The organism is Bradyrhizobium sp. CCBAU 21365, from assembly GCF_015291305.1.
GTDB lineage: Bacteria > Pseudomonadota > Alphaproteobacteria > Rhizobiales > Xanthobacteraceae > Bradyrhizobium > Bradyrhizobium elkanii.
This window is the reverse complement of sequence record NZ_CP030036.1, coordinates 3,962,440-3,986,800: the sequence shown is the minus strand read 5'-3', so window position 1 is coordinate 3,986,800 and position 24,361 is coordinate 3,962,440. Positions and strand designations below refer to the sequence as shown.

Annotated in this window: 25 protein-coding genes and 1 pseudogene; 6 read left to right on the top strand and 20 right to left on the bottom strand. The window is 63.5% G+C overall.

What is annotated here, in order from left to right; translation table 11 throughout:
• Positions 1 to 152 precede the first annotated feature (152 nt).
• A complete protein-coding gene (locus XI02_RS18065) occupies positions 153 to 1,847 on the bottom strand; it encodes a SulP family inorganic anion transporter (RefSeq protein WP_018270989.1) in 1,695 nt (564 codons plus the stop codon).
• Positions 1,848 to 2,011: 164 nt separating this feature from the next.
• On the opposite strand from XI02_RS18065, the gene XI02_RS18060 reads away from it, so the two are divergent.
• Positions 2,012 to 2,899 carry a S9 family peptidase gene (locus tag XI02_RS18060; RefSeq protein ID WP_026192601.1) on the top strand — a complete coding sequence of 296 codons (888 nt, stop codon included), beginning with the start codon at positions 2,012 to 2,014 and terminating at the stop codon, positions 2,897 to 2,899.
• Positions 2,900 to 2,926: 27 nt separating this feature from the next.
• Positions 2,927 to 3,508: an invasion associated locus B family protein gene (locus XI02_RS18055; protein WP_018270987.1), complete on the top strand. Its 582-nt coding sequence runs from the start codon at positions 2,927 to 2,929 to the stop codon at positions 3,506 to 3,508.
• Between the two features lie 16 nt (positions 3,509 to 3,524).
• Here XI02_RS18055 and XI02_RS18050 read toward each other — a convergent pair whose 3' ends face one another.
• From XI02_RS18050 to XI02_RS18040, 3 genes are all read right to left on the bottom strand, one after another.
• The gene (locus tag XI02_RS18050; RefSeq protein WP_018270986.1) at positions 3,525 to 3,899 is read right to left on the bottom strand and encodes a response regulator; all 375 of its coding nucleotides are present in this window, start codon (positions 3,897 to 3,899) and stop codon (positions 3,525 to 3,527) included.
• A 169-nt stretch (positions 3,900 to 4,068) separates the two neighbouring features.
• Positions 4,069 to 4,701, bottom strand: coding sequence for a response regulator transcription factor (locus tag XI02_RS18045; RefSeq protein ID WP_075968889.1), 633 nt, complete (start codon positions 4,699 to 4,701; stop codon positions 4,069 to 4,071).
• 118 nt (positions 4,702 to 4,819) lie between these two features.
• Complete coding sequence (locus XI02_RS18040; RefSeq protein WP_018270985.1) at positions 4,820 to 6,664, bottom strand: ABC transporter substrate binding protein; 1,845 nt, start codon at positions 6,662 to 6,664, stop codon at positions 4,820 to 4,822.
• Between the two features lie 250 nt (positions 6,665 to 6,914).
• Here XI02_RS18040 and XI02_RS18035 point away from each other — a divergent pair, with 250 nt between their 5' ends.
• Positions 6,915 to 7,583 carry a helix-turn-helix domain-containing protein gene (locus tag XI02_RS18035; RefSeq protein WP_016842217.1) on the top strand — a complete coding sequence of 223 codons (669 nt, stop codon included), beginning with the start codon at positions 6,915 to 6,917 and terminating at the stop codon, positions 7,581 to 7,583.
• A gap of 6 nt (positions 7,584 to 7,589) precedes the next feature.
• Here XI02_RS18035 and XI02_RS18030 read toward each other — a convergent pair whose 3' ends face one another.
• Both XI02_RS18030 and XI02_RS18025 read right to left on the bottom strand, forming a co-directional pair.
• Positions 7,590 to 8,027 (bottom strand): potassium channel family protein, encoded by a 438-nt coding sequence (locus tag XI02_RS18030; RefSeq protein ID WP_026192598.1) that lies wholly within the window; start codon positions 8,025 to 8,027, stop codon positions 7,590 to 7,592.
• Positions 8,027 to 9,106: an AI-2E family transporter gene (locus XI02_RS18025; protein WP_018270983.1), complete on the bottom strand. Its 1,080-nt coding sequence runs from the start codon at positions 9,104 to 9,106 to the stop codon at positions 8,027 to 8,029. The genes XI02_RS18030 and XI02_RS18025 overlap by 1 nt, the downstream gene beginning before the upstream one ends.
• A gap of 402 nt (positions 9,107 to 9,508) precedes the next feature.
• Here XI02_RS18025 and XI02_RS18020 point away from each other — a divergent pair, with 402 nt between their 5' ends.
• Positions 9,509 to 9,928, top strand: coding sequence for a hypothetical protein (locus XI02_RS18020; RefSeq protein ID WP_026192597.1), 420 nt, complete (start codon positions 9,509 to 9,511; stop codon positions 9,926 to 9,928).
• A gap of 36 nt (positions 9,929 to 9,964) precedes the next feature.
• On the opposite strand, the gene XI02_RS18015 is transcribed toward XI02_RS18020, so the two are convergent.
• The 4 genes and pseudogenes from XI02_RS18015 to XI02_RS18000 form a co-directional block, all read right to left on the bottom strand.
• On the bottom strand, positions 9,965 to 10,282 hold the full coding sequence (locus XI02_RS18015; RefSeq protein ID WP_018270981.1) for a hypothetical protein: 318 nt from the start codon (positions 10,280 to 10,282) through the stop codon (positions 9,965 to 9,967).
• A gap of 122 nt (positions 10,283 to 10,404) precedes the next feature.
• Positions 10,405 to 10,554: a hypothetical protein gene (locus XI02_RS18010; protein WP_157183447.1), complete on the bottom strand. Its 150-nt coding sequence runs from the start codon at positions 10,552 to 10,554 to the stop codon at positions 10,405 to 10,407.
• Positions 10,555 to 10,738: 184 nt separating this feature from the next.
• Positions 10,739 to 11,454, bottom strand: a pseudogene (locus XI02_RS18005) (IS5 family transposase).
• A 117-nt stretch (positions 11,455 to 11,571) separates the two neighbouring features.
• The gene (locus XI02_RS18000; RefSeq protein WP_018270979.1) at positions 11,572 to 12,225 is read right to left on the bottom strand and encodes an ATP-dependent Clp protease proteolytic subunit; all 654 of its coding nucleotides are present in this window, start codon (positions 12,223 to 12,225) and stop codon (positions 11,572 to 11,574) included.
• Between the two features lie 692 nt (positions 12,226 to 12,917).
• On the opposite strand from XI02_RS18000, the gene XI02_RS46005 reads away from it, so the two are divergent.
• A complete protein-coding gene (locus tag XI02_RS46005; protein WP_016842209.1) occupies positions 12,918 to 13,040 on the top strand; it encodes a hypothetical protein in 123 nt (40 codons plus the stop codon).
• Between the two features lie 27 nt (positions 13,041 to 13,067).
• Here XI02_RS46005 and XI02_RS17995 read toward each other — a convergent pair whose 3' ends face one another.
• The 10 genes from XI02_RS17995 to XI02_RS17950 all read right to left on the bottom strand — a co-directional run bounded on the left by XI02_RS17995 (position 13,068) and on the right by XI02_RS17950 (position 22,236).
• Positions 13,068 to 14,060: a formate dehydrogenase subunit gamma gene (locus XI02_RS17995; RefSeq protein ID WP_026192596.1), complete on the bottom strand. Its 993-nt coding sequence runs from the start codon at positions 14,058 to 14,060 to the stop codon at positions 13,068 to 13,070.
• Positions 14,061 to 14,101: 41 nt separating this feature from the next.
• Positions 14,102 to 14,698 carry a formate dehydrogenase FDH3 subunit beta gene (gene fdh3B, locus XI02_RS17990; RefSeq protein ID WP_026192595.1) on the bottom strand — a complete coding sequence of 199 codons (597 nt, stop codon included), beginning with the start codon at positions 14,696 to 14,698 and terminating at the stop codon, positions 14,102 to 14,104.
• Positions 14,699 to 14,710: 12 nt separating this feature from the next.
• Entirely contained in the window at positions 14,711 to 17,653 is a 2,943-nt protein-coding gene (locus tag XI02_RS17985; protein WP_026192594.1) for a formate dehydrogenase subunit alpha, read from the bottom strand.
• A 2-nt stretch (positions 17,654 to 17,655) separates the two neighbouring features.
• Positions 17,656 to 17,874 (bottom strand): twin-arginine translocation signal domain-containing protein, encoded by a 219-nt coding sequence (locus tag XI02_RS17980; protein ID WP_016842205.1) that lies wholly within the window; start codon positions 17,872 to 17,874, stop codon positions 17,656 to 17,658.
• A 29-nt stretch (positions 17,875 to 17,903) separates the two neighbouring features.
• On the bottom strand, positions 17,904 to 18,695 hold the full coding sequence (locus XI02_RS17975) for a Cro/CI family transcriptional regulator (protein WP_018270975.1): 792 nt from the start codon (positions 18,693 to 18,695) through the stop codon (positions 17,904 to 17,906).
• A gap of 116 nt (positions 18,696 to 18,811) precedes the next feature.
• Positions 18,812 to 19,432, bottom strand: coding sequence for a DUF3306 domain-containing protein (locus XI02_RS17970; protein ID WP_018270974.1), 621 nt, complete (start codon positions 19,430 to 19,432; stop codon positions 18,812 to 18,814).
• Entirely contained in the window at positions 19,429 to 19,944 is a 516-nt protein-coding gene (locus XI02_RS17965) for a DUF3305 domain-containing protein (RefSeq protein ID WP_018270973.1), read from the bottom strand. The genes XI02_RS17970 and XI02_RS17965 overlap by 4 nt, the downstream gene beginning before the upstream one ends.
• On the bottom strand, positions 19,941 to 20,948 hold the full coding sequence (locus XI02_RS17960; RefSeq protein WP_018270972.1) for a DUF6352 family protein: 1,008 nt from the start codon (positions 20,946 to 20,948) through the stop codon (positions 19,941 to 19,943). The genes XI02_RS17965 and XI02_RS17960 overlap by 4 nt, the downstream gene beginning before the upstream one ends.
• Positions 20,945 to 21,484 carry a DUF6505 family protein gene (locus XI02_RS17955; protein WP_016842200.1) on the bottom strand — a complete coding sequence of 180 codons (540 nt, stop codon included), beginning with the start codon at positions 21,482 to 21,484 and terminating at the stop codon, positions 20,945 to 20,947. The genes XI02_RS17960 and XI02_RS17955 overlap by 4 nt, the downstream gene beginning before the upstream one ends.
• Positions 21,481 to 22,236, bottom strand: a complete 756-nt coding sequence (locus tag XI02_RS17950) for a biotin/lipoate--protein ligase family protein (protein WP_041482634.1) — start codon at positions 22,234 to 22,236, stop codon at positions 21,481 to 21,483. Before XI02_RS17950 ends, XI02_RS17955 begins: the two co-directional genes overlap by 4 nt.
• Before the next feature lie 152 nt (positions 22,237 to 22,388).
• Between XI02_RS17950 and XI02_RS17945 the strand changes: the two genes are divergently transcribed.
• The gene (locus XI02_RS17945; protein ID WP_026192591.1) at positions 22,389 to 24,359 is read left to right on the top strand and encodes a 4Fe-4S binding protein; all 1,971 of its coding nucleotides are present in this window, start codon (positions 22,389 to 22,391) and stop codon (positions 24,357 to 24,359) included.
• Positions 24,360 to 24,361: the final 2 nt, after the last annotated feature.

Here is a 24,361-nt window from a genome sequence, read left to right as displayed (position 1 = left end):
GCTGGTTCCGTCGAATCGTACAAACCGGGCCCATTGCGCCCTTTGATCCAAGTCAAGCTGCAAGCTGCATTGAGGCAGCCCCCAAGCGCGCATGATCGCGACGTCTTGACGACGCAACAAGACCGGAATGTCGCAGCAGTCCGCTCGGCACGCTAGATGCTTGCCTGCGGCTTCCTGTTGCTCAATACGCTGTCGAGCGTACGCATCCAGTCGCCGCTATCGGTCTTGTCGGCAAGACCATCGGCCCGAAGCAGGTCCCGCAACTGCGCGTGCGCGCCCACGATGCAGAATGTGATCTGGCGCGATGCGAGCTCCTGATGAAGGTCGTGCAGCATGCGCGAACCCGCAAGGTCGATGAACGGCGAGGCCGACAGGTCACAAGCCACCAGCTTGACGTCCGGCGACGTCCGAAGCGCCGCCAGCACCGTCTCGAAGATCGTCTCGGCATTGACATAAAGGAGCGAGGTCTCCGGGCGGAACGCGATGATCCCGGTCAAGGGCTCGACGTCATCGTGTCGTGCCCGGTCGGAATAGCGCCCGCTGCCGGCTTGACGGCCCAGAAACGCGATATTGGGCTGGGACGCGCGCAACAACAGCAGGAAGATCGAGGCGACGGCCGCCAGCAGCACACCCTGCAATATCCCGAGGAACAGCACGGACACCAGCGCGATGATAGCGGCATAGAAATCGATCCGGCTGATCCGCCACATTCTGGCGAGCGCCGCAATATCGACCAGTTTGTAGACGGCTGAGAAAACGATCGCGGCGAGCACGGTCTTCGGCAGATTGGTCAGCAGGCCCGTGAAGAACAGCAGGCAGAGCGCGAGGGTTGCCGAACAGAACACCAGCGCCAGCGGCGTGCGTGCGCCGGCGGCGTCATTCACGGCCGACTGCGACAACCCGCCGGCGACGGGATAGCCATGCCCGAAGGCTGCGGCGAGATTGGCCGCGCCGAGTCCCAGAAACTCCTGCCTGACATCCAGCGCGTAACCGTGCTTTGCCGCAAAGCTTCGTGCGGCGGACACCCCTTCCACATAGGCCAGCACGAGGCATCCGGCGGCGATCGGAAAGAGATCGTCAAATTCGAGCAGACCAAAGGTCGGTAGCGAGATCGTCGGCAACCCGGTCGGGATCGGCCCGGTCACCGGCAAACCCAGCTCTGCGAGCCCGAATGCGCTGGCCGCGAGGATCGACAACGCGACCACCGCCAGCCCAACGGGCTTTCCGGGCAGTCTCTTCTCGCCGAGCAGGAGCAACACCGTCGCAGCCACACCAATGCCGAGCACCAGCGGCCTAGTATCGCCGAGCTGGCCGGCAAGCTTGATCACGCGGTCGAAGAAGTTGTGGCCGCCTCCAGCGACGCCGAACAGGCTGGGCAGCTGGCTCATGATGATGGTGAGGCCCGCTCCGGCCTTGAAGCCCACCAAAATACTATCGCTGATCAACCGCACCAGCAGGCTGAGCTTGAACAGCCAGGCGATCAGGCACAGCACTGCGACGCTGAAGGCCACGAGACTGGCAATCTGCCCATAACGCGCGGCATCGCCGCCGGCCAATATGCCGACGGCGCCGGCGATCATCAGCGAGATCGCCGAGGTGGGTCCGACCGCGAGCTGCCGGGACGAGCCCAGCAGGGCGTAGCCCGCGCCGCCGAGCAGATAGCCATAGACGCCGATCTGCGGCGGCAGACCCGCGAGCCCCGCATAGGCCAGCGACACCGGGATCGCGTAGGCCGCCAGCGTGACCCCGGCGATTGCGTCCGCCCCAAGCCAGGATGCGCGGTAGTCGGCGAGCCAGTTCGCCGGCGGAAACCAGCGCATCCAACTCGTCTCTGCCTGGATCGACATCAAGCCCGCCGTATCACGCCACAAATGGTCGCATGTGGTTGCGCCGGCGGGTCCGATGCGCGTTGATTCAGATCAAGCCTTGCAGCCTTCAATGTGCTTCTGATCTTGCGCGGCTCGATCGTCGTGACCTGCACATTTGCCAGATGACTGCCGGAGCGCATGGCATGCGTCAGCACCGCTTACGGACCCTCGCAACCGCAGCGCTGCTGTTGCTTGGCCTGACCGCTCCAGCACGCGCCGATGACCAACAGTCACCCCAGCGCATCCAGGAAGAGATCTGGGTGTTGCCGACGCCGCTGCCAATGTTCGCTTATCTGGTCCGTCCGCTCGGCGACGGTCCTTTCCCGCTGGTCATCATGAACCATGGCGTGTCACTGAACGCCAGGGATCGCAGCTTCTTCCCGCTGGTCGAATTTCGCGATGCCGCAATGTGGTTTGCACGGCGCGGCTACCTCGTGGTGGCGCCGGTCGGTACCGGCTATGGCGCGGCGGCCATCGATATTCCTGAACGCGGTCTTTATGGCCCGTTCTTCTCCAAGATCGGCAAATGCACCGATCCGAATTTCCACGATGCGGGCCTCGCCGTCGCCCAGGTCGATCTCTGGATCATTGACTACATGGCCGCCGAAAGGCGCATCGTGCCGAAGGACGTGATCGTCGTCGGACAGTCGGCCGGCGGCTGGGCGGCGATTGCCCTGTCGAGCCTCAATCCGCCGCAGGTCAAGGCCATCATCACCTTCGCGGCGGGCCGCGGCGGCCGTGTCGACGGCAAGCCCAACAACAATTGCGCTCCCGACAGACTGGTCGAAGCGACCGGCGCGTTCGGCCACACCTCGCGGGTGCCGATGCTGTGGCTCTACATCGAGAACGACACGTTTTTCGGCCCGGCCCTGTCAAAGCGAATGCACGAGGCCTTCTCGCGTGCCGGCGGTCGTGCCGAATACCGTCTTTTGCCGCCGTTCGGCGACGAAGGGCATTTCCTGATCGGCTCTCCCGATTCCATTCCCACATGGTCGCCCTTGGTCGAACGATTTCTCAACAAGGTTCGCTAGGCGGCCCTTTCCGCTGGAGGAGCATCCATGGTCCGATATGGTGCCTTGGCGAAGTCGGTGCTGCTTGCGGCCGGCATCAGTGCCGCCCACGGTCAGCAGACGCCCTCACCACCGGCTGCGGCGAAGGACGGTGGCGAGGTGGCCCCGCGGGGGACACGCCCGCCGGTACGAGATATCAAGTATGGCGAGTGGCGAAAGCTCTGCTTCAACGCTGCCGGCGCCAAGACATTATGCCGAACGACGATCACCGGCGCCTTCCCAACCGGGCAGACGGCCGTTCGCGTCGATCTGATCGAGCGAGAGGACGGCACCGACCGCGTCCAGCTATTCCTGCCGGTCGGGATGTATCTGCAGGCCGGCGTCAAGCTATCGGTAGACCAGAAGCAAGCCTATCGCCTGCCTTATACTTGGTGCGTGACCAACATGTGCATCGCGGCCGACGTCGCCGATCCCAAGCTTCTCGAGGACATGGATGGCGGAAAGACGCTCTCGATCGAGGTCGTCGACACCAGCATTCTGACGATGACGACATCGGTCCCGCTCGACCGCTTTGCGACCGTGCGCAAGGGAGCGCCCGCGCTGACGCTCGATCAAGTCATCGACGAATGATTGAGACCACTGGCCGCTAGACCACTTCGGCCAGTAGCCGTTCAATCGGTTGGATCAGCGAATTGGCCGTGAATGGCTTGGTCAGATAAGCGACGCATCCCGATGCCATTGCCGCCATGCGCGTCGCCGGGCTGTCATTTCCGGTGATGTAGATGATAGGAATTTTTATGCCCTGATCCGCCAGGCGGTGCCGCAGTTCGATCCCGGACCCATCGCTGAGATTGACGTCCAATATCAGACAAACCGCGCTGTCAAAGCTGCCATGTTTCAGTAACGCGCTTCCGGTCTCGAATAGCCTGGATGCAAATCCAAACTGCCGTAGAAGCCGTCCGATTCCACGGAGCATCGAGGGATTATCATCCACGACGAAAACGAGTTTCGCGGTCGGCAAATCCTGAAGCCTCTACCTATCGCTGAATGACCTTCGCTCGCGCATGGACAAAGGGCACGTCAAGCGGCTACCGGCGCGCAATATTCTCGCGGCCGATATCGGAGATACGCCGCGTCACAGAGCTTTCATATTGTACCATGGGACAGGAGGGGCAGAGCAGCGCGGCAGATCAAGCCTTGACTTCGCCACCGGACGCGCGCGTGCCGAGCTGCTCCGCGATCGACACCAGCTCGGCAAGCGACTGCACCTGCATCTTCTCCATGACCTGGTGACGATGCGCCTTGATCGTGCGTTCGGTCGTGCCAAGTTCGTGAGCGATCTGCTTGTTGATCCGACCGCGCACAATCAGGTCGAACACCTGCCGCTCGCGCGGGGTCAACCTCGCCAGCAGCGCGCGCAGTGAGTCGAGCCTGGTTCGCCGGCCACGAGCCAGCTCGTGCCGCGCAGCGGCGCGATTGATCGCCTCGATCAGCTGCTCCGACGCGATCGGCTTGGTCAAGAAATCTTCGGCACCTGCCTTGATCGCCTGGACTGTCGTCGCTGTATCGGCATATCCGGTCAGGAAAACGATCGGGAGCGTCGATCCCAGCTCGTTGAGGCGACGCTGCAGGTCCGGACCACTCATTCCGGGAATGCGTACGTCCAGCAGGATACAGCCGGTCTCTTCGTCGTCGGGCAATTGGCCAAGCAATTCACTGGCCGATGCATACGTAGCAACCCGATAGCCTGCAAGTTTGAGCCGGCGCTCGAGCGCTGTACGAAACGAGGCGTCGTCGTCAACTATGTGCACGTAAGCGTGCATTATTGGCTCCACCGCCTGCCGATCGCCGCTACTTATTGAATGACCATCAGCCATGGCTGAAAATACTGCGTTGGTCGTAAATCGAACCTTGCACCTCGGCAAACAAGACCCAAACGCGCTACGCCGCCAGCGGCAGTGAGAGGTGGAATACCGCGCCTCCTCCAGACTGGTTCTCGGCCCAGAGCTGGCCACTATGCGCCAGAACGATCGTCCGCGCGATGGACAGGCCAATGCCCATGCCCTGCTCCTTTGTGGTGAAGAACGGATCGAAGATATCGTTCAACCTGTCCTGGGGAATTCCCGGACCTGAATCGCAAATGGAAATCACCGCTGACGCGTCCCCATTGACCTCCGTCCGACCGATGATGGTGCGCCCGTAGGGCATTTTGGCCATCGCGTCCATGCTATTGACCACGAGGTTGAGAATGACCTGCTGCAACTGGACGGGGTCGCCTTTCACCCGCAGGGTCTGCGGCGAGGTCTGCAGGTAGATTGCGACGTTGCGCGCCGAGGCCTGCAGCTTGAGGAAATCGAATGCTTCCCGCATGGTTTGGTTGAGGTCGATCTCTTTCTTCTCAAATGGCGCACGCTTCAGCAGGCTGCGCATCCTGCGGATCACCTCGCTTGCACGCAGATCATCGCGCTTGATGTCGGAAATGATTTCCCGCACCTCCTGAAGGTCGGGTGTCGGCGAAGCGAGGATCAGCTCCGCGCTCTCGGCATTGGTCAGGATCGAGCCGAGCGGCTGGTTGAGCTCATGGGCGATCGAGGACGAGAGTTCTCCGGCTGTCGCCTGCCGATTAATATGGGCGAGCTGAGACAGGCGATTGCGGGCTTCGACTTCGGCGCTCCGCCGCATGTGACGCTCATGTAGCAGAAACGCAATCAGAGTTGTTTGAACCAATAATGCCGTGGCCAGGGCGACGGCCCGCCAACGATATTTTTCCAGGAAGGTCGGTTCGCGGAAGCGAATCTCGCTGCCTGGTGGCAGGTTGGCTTCGCTGACGTTCCAGCGCTGCATCTGCCGCCAGTTGAAAATCGGCTTCACCACATCGATGACCGACGGTGGGAGGCTTTCCGGTTCCTCGCCATCCAGAATCCGCAGCGCCCTGCCTGCTGCTTCGGCACCGACCAGGGATGGGACGATGACAAATCCGCCGATGCCGCCCGGTTCGAGGAACGTCTCCGCCGGAACCACGATGGGACGATTTGCCTTCGCCGCGACAAATGAGAGGGCATCCGAGGGCGGATAGTAGTTGCCCTTCCCGTCGCTATAGAGGCCCGTGTAGATGATCGCGCTATGGTCGGGAAGCGCTGCGACCTGCTCGACGATATCAGGCATCGGACGTGCGATGATCTCGATGATGTCGAGGCTCGGAATGCCGGCCGCGGCCTGGTCTTTCCAATTGCGAAACAGAACCTGCTGCTCCCAGTCCGCACCGACGAGCGCGACGGTCTTGAGCTCCGGCACGACGGCGCGAGCGGCCGTGACGGCATCCTTGAGCTTCGATGCCACGATGCCGCCGGTCACAAAGGCAGGCGGTCGCAATCGCTTGAAATCGGCCTCTTCGACCAGCGCAAACGCGATTGGCGTATCGGGCCAGAGCTGCGGACGCCAGTGGAGCGCAAGTTCAAGCGCAGCCGCTCCAATGGTGACCACCACGCCGATCGGCCGATCGCGATATTTTGCCTCGAGGAATCGCCGGAAATCCTCCTGATAGGCTTCGCCACCGAACCGATTGAGATCGAGGCTCTCCGTGTAGACGGTGGTCGGTGCGTGACCGTGGGCGCTCACCGCATCCCTCAAGCCAACGAACACCTGGTAGTAGAAGGGGCCACGTCGATCGGATTGGTCCAGCACCAGCATGGAATGCGGGCGCATCGGTTGCGCCTGGAGGCCGGCCGGCGCCAACAACGCAGCCAGGAGGATGACCAGGCCAGAGAGCCGAATTGCCTTGCCCATAGCGTTCGGAGCCGGAGACCAACGGGTTCAAAAAGTAGCACCCGGTTATCGCCGTGAAAATTGAAAAGTAATCTAAGATGGTGCGCATCAATTACGAACAAATTGCCGCATTTGGCGCACCCTGTCCTTTAGGACAATGACCTCAAGACCAATAGAGACTGGCCGGGCCCTGTCGTAGTCATTTGCGCGCGGACAAGCATTTCGAGCCGCCGCGGACGCTGCAACAGTCGTTACCCAAGAGAGTTAGTCCATGTTCGCTCGCGTCAATGTCAGACCGGCCAACGTACCGAGCATCCTCGGTGGGCTGACCGCCCGGCACGCCAACTGCACCACCAGCGAATTCCACTACAGGAAGGGCACCGAGATCTACGGGGAGAAGGAGCCGGCGGAGTACGTCTACCAGGTCGTTTCGGGGGCGGTCCGCAGCTACAAGCTGCTCTCCGACGGACGCCGCCAGATCGGCGCCTTTCACCTTGTCGGAGACATCTTCGGCCTCGAGAATGGCGAAACCCACCGCTTCACCGCCGAAGCCATCGTCGACACGAACGTGCACCTGATCAGGCGAATGAGCCTCGAACGCGTGGCCGATTCCGATTTCGCCCTGGCTCGCAACCTGCTGGTCATGACCACCAGCAACCTGCGACATGCCGAAGAGCACATGCTGCTGCTCGGCCGCAAGACCGCGCTAGAGCGGGTTGCCGCGTTTCTGCTCGAAATGGATCGCCGGCTGACCGGAGTCGGCGTCGTCGCCTTGCCGATGTGCCGGCGCGATATTGCCGACTATCTCGGGCTGACGCTCGAAACCGTGTCACGTGCGCTCTCCAAGCTGCACGCCTACGGCGCGCTCAACTTCCTTGGCTCGAACCAGCGCGAAATCATGCTGGTTGACCGCGACCAGCTGTCCAGGCTGGACAACTAGCCGACGTCAGGGGGATTTCGTCAGCGCCGCCTGGCGCTCGATGGTCTTTTGCAACACTTCGAACAAGACCGCGGTCGACCACCCGAACATGAGAATGCCGTTCATGGCCGCCATCGGCCCGATCAACAGCCACTGCTTGACCGGGATGACGTCGCCATAGCCGAGCGTGGTGTAGTTCACGAAGGCGAAATACAGCAGATTGCTGCCGGCGGGCGCGGCGCCGAGCACCCAATAGGCCACGCTCCACACCACGATCTCGAGCGTGTGAGCCAGCATCAGCGCAAGCGCGGTTGCGACCATCACACCGCTGAGCTGCAGCCCCGCCCGGCCGGCCGCGCTCAAGGCAACGTTGCGAAGCAACCCGATGGCCGCGACTGTCCAGAGCGAATGGATCGCGATGTTGATCGCGCTCACCGCCGATCCCACGAGGAGCTGAAACAGCATCATCGCTCTCCCGCCAGCCGGGCGCGATCGTCCCGGATCCATGCCGTGATCAATTCCCAGGCGACCGCGAGAATGATTGGACCGATGAACAGGCCCACGATGCCGTGGGCAAGCGTGCCGCCGATCACGCCGACGAAGATGACGAGCGCCGGCGTGGTCAGGCCCCGCCCCATCACCAGCGGCTTCAGCACATTGTCGAGGACGCCGACGACCAGGAAGAAGAACGTGAGGGCGAGCGCCGTCGGGAAGTCCTTGGCCGACCATAGCCAGATGATGACCGGAAACAGCACGATTGCCGCCCCGATCTGCACGATCGCGAGCAGCATCACGACAAACGCCAGCAGCCCAGCGCTCGGGATCCCCGCCAGCTTGAAGCCAATGCCGGCCAGCAGCGATTGCAGGACGGCGACGCCGATGACGCCGCGGGAGACCGCCCGGATGGTCGCACCTGCGAGATCGAGGAAGTGCTCGCTCTGCTCCGGCACGATGCGGGACAGGAAGCTCCGGCACGCCGCTGCAAGCTGCGAGCCATACGGAAACAGAAACCCTGCCACGACGACCGCCAGCAGAAACTTCACCATCCCGATCCCGGCATTGCTGGCAAACGCAAACAGGGTCCCGGCCAATGGCTTCAGATGCGGCACGACCTCGCGCAGCACGGCGCGCAAATTGGTCGACGCCCGGTCCCAGATCTCATAGAGTGGGTCGCCGATCAGCGGCCAATCCTTGACCTCCGCCGGCGGCGACGGCACAACAACGTTGCCGGCGCCCAGTTGTTCGGCGAGCTCCTTCATCCCCTCTACCGCTCCGATTCCGAGCCAGGTCGCCGGCCCGATGACGACTCCCAGAGAGATCAAGGTCAGCACGAGCGCCGCGATGCCGGCATGGCCGCCGAGCACTGCTGCGAGCCAGGTGTAGACGGGATAGAGCGCGACCGCGAGCACCACGCTCCAGGCCAGGATCGGCACGAACGGGCTGACCAGGACGAACGACCAGTAGATCAACAGCGCCAGCAATCCGAGGCGAATTGCGAGCTGGATGAACTCGTCTCCGGTCACGAGCTGGCGCAGGGTTTTCAAGAGCGTGCTTTCGATTGAGCATCAGCAGCTACGTGGGAAGCGGTGCCATCGCCTTGCCGCGCACGGCTTGATTCAGATCAAGTGTGACGTGTCCGGACTTTCGCCGCAGAGGCGGCCCCGGTTCGGGGGCAGGAATCGGGGCCGCTCCGACTTCGCCGGGATGCATTCGCGATCGGGATCACTAGCGCGATCGCGCCCCCATCAGGCGGCGCCTGCCTATCCGAGGCAATCGTCCCAAGCTGCAGGATCAATCGTCCGCACCGCCCCCGCGCCACTTTGATTCAAATCAAGCTTCGGCCGGCCGCGGCTGACAGGCTCGGCCTGCTCATGGATCGGAAAGCCGCTCTCGATTTGGCTGCTTCGATCGCGACTGGCTGTGTCACCCCCGATGTGGAGGACGTCATGAAGAACACCAAGACCTTGCCGGCCTTGATCCTGCTTGCGAGCATGGTCGGCATTGGCGCGGGCCAGGCGGCGCCACTGCCGACCAACGTCGCGGCCATGAAGGGCATGGTCGAGACCAATACCGCCCTTCAGGTGCGCTGGGGCGGCTGGGGCGGCTGGCGCGGCGGCGGCTGGGGCTATCGCGGTTGGCGAGGCTACGGCGGCTGGGGAGGCTATCGTGGATGGGGCTATCGAGGCTGGGGTGCAGCGGCCGCCGGAGCGATCGTTGGCGGAGCCATCGCGAGCTCGGCCTACTATGGCGGGTATCCCTACTATGGCGGCGGATACGGCTATGGCGGCGGCTATGGCTACGACTATTGCCCGCCGGGCGGCGGCTATGGCTATTACGCTCGGCCACGCTACTATTACGGATGGTAGTGCCGCCTTTACGTGCCAGGCCGGTCTTCGGTGACGTCACCGCAGGCCGAGCAGCGAACGCCGGTAGCCGCTTTCGCGCGCTTCATTCCTGCACACGAAGCCGCCATCGAAGCCCCTGGCATAGCGGCGTTGCCCTTTGAGGTAGTAGCGTCCGCGCCGAAAATCGAGCCAGACCACGCTATCGCCGGGGCAATGCCGCTGAGCCTGGGCTTCATAGCGGAACGGCGTCAGCGGCAGCGCCGCCGCCGGTTGCGCGCAGCAAAACAGGAAGGTCGCGGCGCAGGCCCCGACGCCCAATTTGGCCGCCAGACGGTCTCGACGTCCGCTCGACTTTTCAGCCAGTTCGAAGTGCATTCATTGCCGCCGGGAATGATCCGTGTCGCGCTGGAGACGATAGCTCATATTGTCAGAGCTTCGCGGGCGGAGCACCTCAGAACAGCGATTTCAGCACCACGCACGGCGAACAAGAGGCGCGCTCAGGACGATAGCAATCCAAAGGCGATCGCCGCGGTCGACAGCATCCCGGCCGTCACGACCGCGACCGTGAAGGCAATATCGCCGTCGGCCGCTGCAAGCCAGCGACGCAGCCACTTGCGCAAGCCAGCCGGCTGGCTTGCGCCAGGCACTCGCCGGAATCTGTCACTGGCATATCCCATGACTGCCATTGTAGATCGCGGCGGAATGGAGAGACCAGTGCAGCTTGTGCCAAGCAATCAGGATCACGTGCGGCGGCTTGACTGACCCAATTGAGCCATACGAGCCGGCTCGGCCCAAGGCCCGCTCAACCAGCGCCCTAGGTGGTGTGGACACTTACCGCAGCCAGAGAATGATGGCTGCGAGGGTGACGACCGCCCGATAATTTCGAGCGGTCTTTTCGAAGCGGGTTGCGACACGGCGGAATTGCTTGAGCTTTGAGAAGCAGCATTCCACGAGATGGCGCTGGGCATAGAGATGCTTGTCGAGCGGATATTTGAGCGCGCGTGACGGGTTGTTGGGGATGACGGCAAGCGCGCCTTTGGCAGCGATGGCTTGGCGCAAGTGATCGGCGTCATAGGCCGTATCGCCCATGACGACCTCGGCAGGCAATCCCTCGATCAACGCGGCGGCTTGCGGTGCATCGCCCTTCTGGCCTGCGGTGAGGGTGAACCGCACGGGGCATCCCAACCCCCGAACGGCCAGATGGATCTTCGTGCTCAGACCACCGCGCGAGCGGCCGAGCGCCTGATCTTCAGACCCCCTTTTTTGGCCCCGGCAGCGTGCTGGTGGGCGCGGACGATGGTGGAATCGACGATCAGATATTCGAAGTCCGGATCATCAGACATCGCCTCAAAAATCCGCCACCAGACGCCTTTGGCACTCCATCGACTGAAGCGCCGGAACACGCTGTTCCAATCTCCGAACGCTTCCGGAAGATCACGCCAGGGAGAGCCCGTACGCACGATCCACAGCACCCCTTCCACGAACATCCGATTGTCGCGGCCGGTCGAACCCTTCTGGTCCGGCCGGCCTATGATCAACGGCGCCATCCGCTCCCACGCCGCGTCGTTCAAAACCAAACGATCCATCACGCCCAAGACTGCCTCCCCAAAAGCAGTCTTGAATCTGATTTGGTCCTAAAAGGGAATCCTTAGAGTCCACACCACCTAGCCTCCCTTCGAGCCGGCGGCGTTCCGCATCGGACGTTCCTGCTCCGACGCGCTCTTCGAGGGCGCCGCGCCGCAGATGGAGCTACGCCTTGAATCCGCGGTCGCCGTGCGAGCGGTGCGGTCAAACGGATTCCGCTCCATGACCTTCAGCGAAACGAGCTCTTCCTTGTTCAAAAAGGAGATCTTTCCCGGCGGAGTCATCACCATCCTGCCGATGGCCGACGGAGGAATACGGAGCTTGGCCGACAACCTCGCAAGCTTGATCGTATCACGAATCGTTCGACTGTCCTCGTTGCCGTGTAAATTGGAAACCGAATGGACGCCGATCTTGGCATTTGGCGCCACATAGCGCTTCCTGCTCGCCAGGAAGATAAAAGCGCATGCCGAGTCGCATTCTCCGGAAACATAACTGGCGATCTGCTTCTGGTGCGCGAGCATGGCGATTCGGAAGCCTTCGTAGAGAGATCCACCTCGGGAATCGAGATCGAGGCCAACGATCCGGCGTTCAGTCGCCAGATATCCGCGAAAGCGGACAAAGTCCCCATCCCTGATATCTCCACTGAGCTTCAAGACATCTCCAAAACACCCTTGGACGCGGGAAAACTCCATCGCGAGACAATCCGTCGAGGTCAGCACGACCGCGACGCTCAAAACGCATCCTGCAATCCGCATCGAGCGAACTGCAGGCGCTCGAGAATGAAGCTGACCCGTTGCGACATCGCTTCGGCATGGCCGCAACCCATGCGCGGCGCGCCGGCTGTTTGCGTCGCCGTCGATAAATGTCGCGCGGAGGACCCTCAAAGCGTGCTTCCAGGCTGCCACGGCGCTCCCCATTGGACCCGGGACCTCACACGATAAACAGAGCATCGGAGCGCATCGTGGGTTGATCTGAATCAAACCCAATTCAGCAAGCGCGCAGGCGGGAGCGCCATTTTGACTTCTGGAGAGGGGACGCTGGCCCTCACGCGCACACTCTGTGCCGAGAGCAAACATCATCTACCGACTTTAAGATCAGCCAGTCCAACCCAGTGCCGGGTCACGGAGAATTTCCACATTAAGTCATTAGTTCTATTCATCTATTTTCGGCACCCGATGCTTGCGGGGATTGGGGCGAGGGAGGAATTCCATTAGGCTCAAATTGCGCGATCAATCCATCCCTCCACGCACACTGCCAGGCAACCTAACACGGGATGCGACGTCTCGATGGTGCGGCGTCCCGAAAGCCGCCGCTTGCGCCCCCATGGCTTGGGCGCTGGCTGCTCACGCGCACGGGACAGCGCTGTTCGCGACGCGCCATCTTGTGTAGACTTTCACGGCATCCCGATCAGTTTGGGAGAACGACAATGAAAGTCTTCTTGCTCGCCTGCGTCGTCGCCGTCGTCGTGGCGACGATCGGGGCGTTGGCGCTAGATCGCGTGCAAGAGCCGGTCGCACAGGCCTTTGCGACGACGGGCGTACGGCTGTAGCAAGTTCGCGTTCAACGGCTGCGCGCCCTACTCCGCTGCGGTGACGGAGGGCTGGGGTCGGGCATCGCGCGCATTCTCCTCCTCAAGCCAGAGGCTGTGGTGCTCCCTGGCCCAATTGACATCGACGGTGCCGCTTCCCATCGCCTCGAACGCGCCTTCCATGCCGATCGTGCCGATATAGATGTGCGCCAGCATCACTGCCGTAAAGAGCACCGCCACGATGGAGTGGACGATCTGCGCGAGCTGCATCCCTTCGATGCCTGACAGGTAGAACGGGAACATCAGCGCATATCCCGTCGCCGCCACCAGACCTCCGCCAATGACCACGATCCAGTAGACCGCCTTCTGGCCGGCGTTGAAGCGATAGGCCGGCGGATGATCGTGCCCGACGATGCCACCGCCGCGCTTGATCCAGTCGACATCGACCTTGTTCGGGATATTGCCGGCGATCCACATCAGGAAGATCAGCACCACGCCAATGGTGAACGGAAAGCTGAGATAGTTATGAGCATATTTCGCCCATTGCGACCATTCGGAAAACGCCTCGTAGCCGGTCAACGGCAGCAGCAACGGACGTCCAAAAGTGACGTTCAACCCCGAGATCGCCAGAATGATGAAGCAAGTCGCCGTCATCCAGTGCACGAAGCGCTCGAATGCGGAAAAGCGCACGATGGTCCGGCCGGAACGCCCGCTCTGTAGTCGCACCATCCCGCGGCTGAGATAGAAGATGACCAGCCCCGCGAGCATGCCAAGAATCGCGATGCCGCCGATCCAGCGCAGCGTCACGTTCCGGAACTCGCGCCATTCACGGCCCGCCGGCTGTTCGAGAACGCCCGAGCGCTGGTCGGGAATGCTGACGCGTCCCTGCACCCGGTTCAGTTCCTGCAGCAGCTGTTGCTCCTTGACCGAACTCGCGGTCGGATTGACCTGCTGGGCGATGGACGGGGAAGCCGCGGAGACGAGCAGCAGGAGTCCAGCCACGCCAATGACGAGCCGAACAAATCGTGCAAAACACGCCATAAGGTCCTCCCGATATCGACGCGACCCGCGCCAGGCCGTCGTCAGGACTCGATCGTCTCGCGATAGGCGGTCTTCCAGCCCCATGCGCCTGAGCCGTAGCCGCGCTTCAGCACGCGCTCCCTATAGATCTGGGCAATGATCTCGCCGTCGCCGGCGAGCAGCGACTTGGTCGAGCACATTTCCGCGCACAGCGGCAGCTTGCCTTCGGCAAGCCGGTTCGCACCGTATTTCTCGTATTCTTCCTTGCTGCCATCGGCCTCGGGGCCGCCGGCACAATAGGTGCATTTATCCATTTTTCCGCGCGAGCCGAAATTGCCGACCTTCGGATATTGCGGCGCGCCGAACGGACAGGCGTAGAAGCAGTAGCCGCAGCCGATGCAGAGATCCTTGGAGTGCAGGACCACGCCGTCGGCGGTGGTATAGAAACAGTTCACCGGGCACACCGCCGCACAGGGCGCATCCGTGCAGTGCATGCAGGCCATCGAGACCGAGCGTTCGCCCGGCTTGCCGTCGGCGATGGTGACGACCCGGCGGCGGTTGATGCCCCAGGGGACCTCGTGCTCGTTCTTGCAGGCCGTGACGCAGGCGTTGCACTCGATGCAACGGTCGGCGTCGCAGAGAAATTTCATACGTGCCATCGTCGTTGCTCCTTATGCCGCCGCGATCTGGCAGAGAGTGACCTTGGGCTCCTGCATGCCCGTCGCGGGATCGTATCCATAGGTCGTGATCGTGTTCGCGCTTTCGCCGAGCACGATCGGATCGGTGCCCTTCGGGTAGTTGCCGCGAAGATCCTTGCCCGCAAGCCAGCCGCCGAAATGGAACGGCATCCAGGCAACGCCCTTGCCGACCCGCTCGGTGACGAGTGCCTTCATCCTTGCCCTGGAATTGTTCTCGGCGCCGGTGACCCAGACCCAGCCGCCGTCCTTGACACCGCGATCGGCCGCATCAGCGGGATTGATCTCGATGAACATGTCCTGCTGCAATTCGGCGAGCCACGGGTTCGTGCGCGTCTCCTCGCCGCCGCCCTCATATTCGACCAGACGGCCGGACGACAGGATCAGCGGGAACTGTTTTGCAATGCCCTTCTCCACTGCGGCCTTCTGCACGGAGAATCCGATATTGGGCATCCGGAACTGCTTGGCGTCGGGCAACGTCGGGTATTTGGCGACGAGATCGACGCGTGGCGTATAGATCGGCTCGCGGTGAACCGGGATCGGATCCGGCAAGCCGAAGGCATTCATGCGCGCCTTGCCGTTGCCGTAGGGTACGCAGCCATGCGCCAGCGCGACGCGCTGAATGCCGCCCGACAGATCGAGCGACCACGACACTGTATCCGGATTGGCCGGATTGATCTTGTTGATCACGGCCATTTCCGCTTCGGTGAGCTCGCTGTCCCAGCCGAGCTTCTTCAGGCTCGCCAGCGTGAATTCCGGATAGCCATCCTGGATTCCCGACCCCAACGAATACGAGCCGTCCGCGAGCAGGCTCACCTTCCGCGTCGTGCCATCCGGCAGCTTCTCCTCGCGCTCGACGCCGAACCGCGGCCGGAACGTGCCGCCGCCGTCCATCACGTGCAGATTGGTGTTGTAGAGCAGCGGCGTGCCGGGGTGCTTGACCCCGGGCGATCCCCAGCACGGCCAAGGCAAGCCGTAATAGTCGCCGCCAACCTCGGGATCGTCCTTCGGCGCCCGCATCGTCAGCATGTCGAACTTCGCCTGGTTCTTCATGTGCGCCTTGAGGCGCTCTGGCGATTGTCCGCAATAGCCGGTCGACCAGCTGCCGCGGTTCATCTCGCGCAGCACGTCCTCGGCCTCCGGCAGGTTGTTCTCGACCTTGATCTTCTTGAACATCTGGTCGGCGAAGCCGAGCTTCTTCGCCATCAGATAGATGATTTCGAGATCATCCTTCGACTCGAAGATCGGCTTCACGATCTGCTCGCCCCATTGCAGCGAGCGGTTGGAAGCGACGCGCGACCCCTTGCACTCGAACTGCGTGGCAACCGGGAGAATGTAGACGCCATCCGTGCGTCCCGCCTCGACCGCGAGCGAGGCCCAGGTCGTCGGATGCGGATCGGCGATGACGAGCAGCTCGAGCGCCTTCAGGCCGTTGAGGGATTCAGGGATACGGGTGATGCTGTTGGAGGCGTGTCCCTGCACGAACACCGCCTTCACGTTGTCTTTCTGGGCGACCTGCTCCTTCGGCAACGTCACCGCTTCGAACCAGCGGGTCAGCGGAATGCCGGGGGTTTCCATGATCTGCTTGGAATCGAACCGCGACTTCAGGAAGTCATAATCGACCTCCCAGACCCGCGACCAGTGCTTCCAGGCGCCCTCGGCGAGGCCGTAGTAGAACGGCAGCGTGACGATATCGAGCCCGACATCGGTCGCGCCCTGCACGTTGTCGTGGCCTCGGAAGATGTTGGCGCCGGCGCCGGCCTTGCCGACATTGCCGGTCATCAGCAGCGCGATGCAGCTCGCCCGCACATTGGCGGTGCCGACGGTCTTCTGCGTCTGGCCCATGGCCCAGATCAGCGTTGCCGGCTTCTCGGTGGCGAACATCTTGGCGACGCGCCTGAGCTGCTCGCCGGGAATCCCGGTGACGCGCTCGACTTCGTCAGGAGGCCATTTCTCGACCTCCTTCTTGAGGTCGTCGAAACCGTAGACGCGTTGCCGGATGAACTCCTTGTCCTCCCAGCCGTTCTGGAGGATGTGCCACATCATGCCGTAGAGCACCGGAATGTCGGTACCCGGCCGCATCCGCACATATTCGGTCGCGTGCGCGGCGGTGCGCGTCAGGCGCGGGTCAATGACGATGAAGTTGGCCCTTTGCAGCTCCTTGCCCTCGAGCAGATGCTGCAGCGAGACGGGATGCGCCTCGGCCGGATTGCCGCCCAGGATGACCTGCGTCTTCGCATTGCGGATGTCATTGTAGCTGTTGGTCATCGCGCCGTAGCCCCAGGTGTTGGCGACGCCGGTGACGGTGGTTGAATGGCAGATGCGGGCCTGGTGATCGGTATTGTTGGTGCCCCAGAACGCGCCGAGCTTGCGGAACAGGTAGGCGCCTTCGTTGGTCATCTTGGCCGAGCCGAGCCAATAGACGGAATCAGGACCCGATTTCTCACGGACAGCCTGCAGCTTGTCGCCGATCTCGTTGATCGCGGTGTCCCAGGGGACGCGGGTCCACTGCCCGCCCACCAGCTTCATCGGATAGCGCAGCCGCCGCTCGCTGTGCACGAGTTCACGCACGGACGCGCCCTTGGCGCAATGCGAGCCGCGATTGATCGGCGAATCCCAGCTCGGTTCCTGGCCGATCCATACCCCGTTCAAGACCTCGGCCGTCACCGTGCACCCAACCGAACAATGCGTGCAGATGCTCTTGCGGACGGTTGCGCCCGCCGTAAGCGGTCCGGCCACCGCGGCTTCCGCCTTGCGCACGCTGCCGAGCGGCAAGGTGCCGAACGCGGCAAGCGCGCCGCCGGCAAGACCGGATTTGCGCAGGAAGCTGCGGCGGTCGAGGCCACCGGCTTGATCTGCAGAGGAGCTGGCGGCGGAGCCTTGGCGCAGGGAACGCTGGTTTGTTCGCTTGATCAGCACGGTCAACCTCCCTTGGCCGGATAACGATTGACGCGGTAGAACGCCTTGACGTGATCGGTTTCCTTGTAGCGCGCCTTGCGCTTCTCATCGTTGGTTTCGCTGTCAGCTTGCGCAGCCCCGACCAGCGGCGTTGCGAGTGTCGCGCCGGCGCCCGCCGTGCCGACGCCGACCTTGCGCAGGAAATCGCGGCGCCCGACTGTGGTTGTCCTGTCTTCACTCATCGCATCTCTCCTGGACCTGCGGATGCGGGTCAGTTCGCGAACGTGAATGCTTCTGTCTCAATTTCGATAAAGGCGCGACCGAGCGCACCGACCGCACGATAGAAGACGGCGCTCTCCGCGCGCTCGATGTCGGCGAACAGCCGCCCCATCCATGGCGCGACGTGTTTGCCGAAGAAGGCGCGCTGCGTGTCGAACGGCGCCGGGAAACGCCCTCCCGCGAAGCCTGCCATGATCTCGCACAGGATCGCCGCGTGATCTTCCGGCTCGGAATTGTTCGCGATGCGCTCGATCCCGGACGCCGCGAGGTCGGCGCGCAGGCGCGACAGCGGCCGCTCGTTGAGAAAGCCGGTGAGATAATAGGAGGCGTAGGGCAAGAGCTCGCCGCGGCCGAGACCTGTGAACAGCTCGAAATATTCGCGTTCGACTTTCGCTGGGACTGCATTGGCGGCGGCTGCGGCGAGCCCGGCATGCGCACGCCCGAGCGGCGTCGCGTCGACGGCCAATGCAGCAAGTTGATCGAGCAGTTCCCCTGAGGGAGCGGCGGACAAGAGAGTTGCGAGCAGCAGATATTCCTGCGCACGTGCGACATCGACAGAATCGATCGGTGCTTCAGCGTTAAGCGGCTCGCTGTACAGATCAGGCCGTAAATTATCGCGCGATATGCCGGTGGCGGCTTCGACAGCGATCACCCGTTGCGCGGGCACCTTGCTCCAGTTCGAAACAGAGGGCTGGCTGATGCCGATTTTTCGCGCAAGCTCCGCAACGCCGCCAGCAGCGTCAATGGCTCGCTCAAGGCCAGCATCACGCACGTGGACCTCCATCCAAGTCCCGTCTGCTGATTTTGCTTTTGTTACAAAGCGCTAGCGAAGCGTAGTCCCGGTCCAACGGGGGGTCAATCGGCGCCATAGTCTGAGGCTATGGCCTTTCGTCGCGGTCTCTAGCGAGGCAGCGCACTGCCGTGCGTGCGGCGCTCAACCGACGGCCGTTCGCTTTCGGCGCTGTCGGCGACCGTTCGTTGCGTTGCAGCAGGATCAGGTGCGGATCCCGTGGTCGCGGCAGCTTCGGCCGTGATGCCCGGCAACTCGACCTCGCACAATTCCTGCGAAGAATCCGCGACTTCAACTGGGGGCTCAGGCAGCGCCTCGGCCGGCTTGCTGAGGCCGCCGACGATCCTGTCGATGAGCGCAGCCAGCTCTGGCTCGGAGCAATCCAGCGGGCCAAAGCCCGGCATCGCAGTCGGGTCGTTGAAGTCCCAGGCGTTCTCGGCAAGCCCGACAAAGTCGCGGATGACGGGATCGGCGCTCCAGGCGCGACGAAGCGCCGCACGCGTCAGCTCCTGCGGAATTCCCTTGCGCAGGAAGGCCGTGATGTCGGTCGCCGACGTAATCGAGTCGATCGAAGGCAGGCTCGAGAGGTCGAATTCCGTGTCGTCGTCGTTCACGGCAGGCGGCGGCATCGACCGCATGTCGTCGCGCATCGCCGGGCCCGGTGGCGTGGCGTTCGCCTTTGCCTCCTGCTTGCGCCGGGACCAGCGCGCCAGGAACTTGTCCTCACTCATTCGTGTCCGCCTTCATGCTGCCGGCGCGCGAGCGCCTCCGGATCGGCCTGCCGTCGCTTGCGCTTGAAGAACTCACGTTCGACGTGGTGCTCGGCAACGAAGCTTTCAATCTGCTCACGCAGCATCTCCGGCATGGGGACGGCCTCGACCAGATTCGCACCGGCCTCCGTGAACGCCTCCCCTTCCGAAGGATCGGCGGTCGCGGCAGCCACCGAATAGGGCCAGGCGCCTTCCGCCGGCGACAATACGGTCCAGATCCCCGGACTGCCCGAGGCGAGATTGTCGCGATAGCGTGCCGTCTCGGAACCATAGAGATCGACCGTGGCGCTGCCGGCATAAAACAGCGTCGTCCCATTCTCTTCGCGAAGCACTGTCCAGGGTTTTGTGTCCGGTTCGTCGGGCAGCACGGCAACCGCGCGCCAGACGAAGTCGGTCCACGGCGAATCCGCCTGATGCCGCTCGACCACGACACCGACGGGAACGCGCACAAGCGGCAGCGCGGCCGGGCTCATGTCGCCATCTCCAGATGTTTGACCGGCAGCCCCGTCAGCAAATTCTGCGGCTTCATCCGGAGCTTCCGGTCGGCGTTCATCGACAGAATGAGATAGACCGGCTCGCCTCGCATCTCGTCTGCGGCCGCGCTCGTGTCCGCAAATGTCAGGCGGAACAATGAGAGCACGCGTCCGGCACTGCGATCGTCGAGCTGCTCGCCATGCCAGAGACGATCGCCAAGCCTGGTCGCGTCGGCGTCGAGCCCGACATACCAGATGAGACGTGCATCACGCAGCTCGTGCAGCGGCTCAATGCTGACGTCGATCCCGAGCAGATGGGAGATCCAGCGTGCCATCGCCTGCGCCAGCGCCGCCGGCCCGCGGCCGCCTGCGGTGAGGTCGAATGCCATGTCGAAATGATCGCTCCGGCACCAGTAGTCGTCAGCATTGTCCTCGCGCAAGACGTCGAGCTCGGCATCGGTCACCGCCCCCAGCATCGACATCAGCGAGAGCACCGGGGTCGGAGTCTGTCCACCGACGACCTCTTCATCGCCGAGCAGCAGGGCCTGCTCTTGCGGCAGGATGCGCTGCGGGCGGAAGAACAGCTCGGCTGCGCGCAGCACGAACGGATCATCGCAGCCGTCGAGCGCATTGCGCAGGATCACATGCACGAGCTGATTGACGAACAGCGGCGGCAAGTCGTTGGTCCCGGACCGGACGGTTGCAAGATAGGCCCGCTCCAGCGTCGGGTGCCGCACGAGGAGATCGCGGAACGCAAGCACGAGCCGCCAGTTCTCCCGGGCATCCGCATCGACAATCGCTTCGATCTCTTCCGCGCTGACCGGCCTGCGGGGAGAAGCGAGCAGCGCGCGGTGCAGCCGCCGCTCGACCGGGCATGCTTCGTCCGGCGGAATCAGCTCCGGACGAGCAAAATAGGCCTTCAGGAACTCGTCGGTAACGCAAAGCCCCCCGCTCTCGTCGCGATCGAGCAGATGGTGGCCGCACGCGATCCAGAAATCATTCATCGGTGCTGCGACTCCCGGCCCATATCGGCAAGCTTGAGATCACCGTCAGGCTCGACATCATCTTCGACTTCCATGAACGAGAACGCCTTGCTGTGTCCCTGACCCTGGCGCAGTTGCAGCCTGCGGAACGACTCCCGGACTTCGCCGTCGCTCACCGAACGGTGAACGGCAATGAGCGAGCTGACCGGATGGTTGCAGAGCGACTGCGCGAAGGCGACCTCCTCTTCCGCCGCCGTCCGCGCGGTCGCCAGATCCGGCGCTCCGAAACGGTCGACGAGTTGCCTCGCGAGGCGGTCGATCAGCGCGCTGCAATCGTTCTCGGTCGCAGGGACGATCTGCACCAGCGTCGACCAGCCCCAGGATTGCACCCCGAGGAAACCGCTGCGGAACGCGACGCGCGCCTTGCCGGTCAGCTTCGTCGGATCCTGATCGCAGAAGCGGAAGGCACCGGAGACGGCCCATTCGCCCGGGGCGGCCGCCACATCGAACACGAAGGTGTCGGAGGGATCGAGCGCGATGCTGCGGAGCAATTTCACAGTCGCGGCCCTCCGAGCTTCGGATCGAACCAGGACGGCGTTACGAGCGCCTTGGCGAGTACGCTGCGTTCAATCCTGTCGGCACCAACGCGGCGCGTGAGGAGATCGCCGCCGTCATCGATCCGCAGCACGGTTCGCCGCTCGCGGGGAACCCGGCTGAGATAATCGCGTGCGAGGCTGGCAAAGCCATCGGTCTGCCAGCTATCGATCGCACGCATCAGGTGCCGCGCAAAGCTCTCGGTCACCTGCACCGCTCCCGCTTCTCCAAACCCCTCCTCATCCAGCGCGGAGGCGAGCGGATGAACCCCTGGTCCCTGATCGGCCATTGCGACCGTCCGGATCATGGCGCCGAACACCAGCCAGGCAGGCGGCTCGTCCTCGCGCGCGGACGTCGGCCATCCCATCCGTCCGCCGCCGACCAGCCCACCGTCGATCACGACGGTGTCGGGCCAGCCGATCGCGACCGTCTTGTGCGGCGGCGCATAGGCGCGCAGAGCGTCGGTGAGCGCGACCATGCCGGCATAAAAGGCGCGCCGCGCGGTGCCCAAGGGCTCGCCCGGCTCGAGCACCACGGCGAATTCGGCAAGATCGAACCGTCCGACGCACACCAGCGTGCCGGCACCGCTTTTAGGTGCAATGCGGCAAGCGTGAGCAAAGGCGTCTCCGCTCTCACGTAACCGGACGAGCGTGAATGGCGGTGGCAGATGGATCGCTTCCGCCACGGACACGCGGCTGGTCGGGGTCGACCGCAAGGGCCGTCCTCCACTTTCCTTTTCCTTCCGATAGTGAATATCTATACGAGGTGAAGGAATGGCGCGAGTCCGCAAGACGGCGCCGCACCCGCGGAGGGATCGACCTGGAGCAGCCAGCGAAGACCGTCCTGATCTGCTCGTGTGAAGGCACGATGCGCCTTGACGTGGCCGCGATCCAACGGGGTTGTCCCAACTGCGAGATCCGGAGCCATCGTCATCTCTGCGGCGCAGAGCTCGAAGATTTCCGCAACGCCGCGAAAACCGAAGGCCCGCTGACCGTCGCCTGCACGCAGCAGGCCGGGCAATTCACCAATGAGATGGGCGAACGCCCTGGCGCGATCAGCTTCGTCAACATCCGCGAGACGGCGGGCTGGTCGCGCGACGGCGCGAAGGCGGGTCCGAAGATGGCGGCGCTGCTTGCGGCGGCCGCGATTCCCGCGCCGGACTATCCGCTGGTCACATTGTCGAGCGACGGCATCATCCTGATCTATGGGCGCGACGAGACCGCGATCGAGGCCGGCCGGCTGCTGGCGGACCATCTCGATGTCACGGTCATGCTCAGGAAGCCGGCGGACGTCGTGCCGCCTGCCGCGGCGGTGTTCCCGATCGTGAAGGGCATAATCCACAACGCACGGGGGCATTTTGGCGGCTTCGAGCTCACGGTCGACGACTACGCGCAGCCACGCCCGTCCTCGCGCGCCCGCTTCGAGTTCGAAGCCCCGCGCGACGGCGCGATCTCGCGCTGCGATCTCGTGCTCGACCTTTCCGGCGAGCCGCCTCTGTTTCCCGCGCACGATCTGCGGGACGGCTATCTCCGTGCGGATCCGAGAGATCCCGCGGCCATGCTGCGCGCGGTGCTTGCGGCCCGCGATCTCGTCGGCAGCTTCGACAAGCCGAGATATGTCGACTTCACACCGAGCCTCTGCGCGCATTCGCGCTCGAAGCTGACCGGATGCCATCGCTGCCTCGATTTGTGCCCGACCGGCGCGATCACGCCGGACGGCGACCATGTCGCAGTCAACGGGGAGGTGTGCGCGGGCTGCGGGCAATGCGCGGCCGCCTGCCCCACGGGAGCGGCATCCTACGCGCTGCCCCCCGCCGATACCCAGTTGCAGATCCTCCGCGCCATGTTGCGCGCCTATCGCGAGGCCGGCGGCACGCATCCGGTCCTGCTGCTGCACGACAGCCAGCACGGCACGCCGCTGATCGATGCGCTCGCCCGCCATGGCGACGGATTGCCGGCCAATGTGCTCCCCCTCGCCGTCAACGAGCTGACGCAGATCGGCCTGGAAGCCATCATCGGGGCCTTCGCCTATGGCGCGGCTGCCGTGCGGCTGCTGCTGCGCGCCAAGCCACGACACGACCTGACCGGTTCGTTGCAGACGATCCGAATGGCCGAGACCATCCTCGCCGGACTCGGATTTGACGGCCGCCGCGTGAGCACGATCGAAACCGACGATCCCGACACTCTGGCCGAGCAACTGACGGGGATTGGCCCCCTCGCCGGCCTCGATAATCCCGCGACTTTCCTGACGGTCGGCAAACGCGGCGATCTGCTTCGTTTCGGCTTGAGCGAGCTGCATCGCCTCGCCCCCAAGCCGGTCGACGTGATCGCCTTGCCCGAGGGTGCACCTGTCGGTGCGATCACCGTCGACGTCGGCGGTTGCACGCTGTGCCTGTCCTGCGTTTCGGCCTGCCCAACCGGCGCGCTCCGCGCCGATCCCGACCGCCCCGTCCTCAAATTCGTGGAAGACGCCTGCGTGCAGTGCGGCTTGTGTCAGAGCACCTGTCCTGAAAAGGTGATCAAGCTCACCCCGCAGATCGACTTCCGGGCAAGACGCGCGCCGGCGCGGGTGATCAAGGAAGAAGAACCGGCCCTGTGTGTTCGCTGTGGCACGCCCTTCGGCGTCAAGAGCACGATCGATCGGATCGCGACCAAACTCGAGGGACGGCATTGGATGTACCCTGCCGGGGACCGCCGGACCGAGACCTTGCGGATGTGCGCCGATTGCCGGGTCATTGTCATGAGCGAACAACAGTTCGATCCGATCCAGGACGTGCCGGAACGCGCGCCACCACGGACGACGGATGACTACCTGCGTCAACGCGAGAACAAGGACTAGCC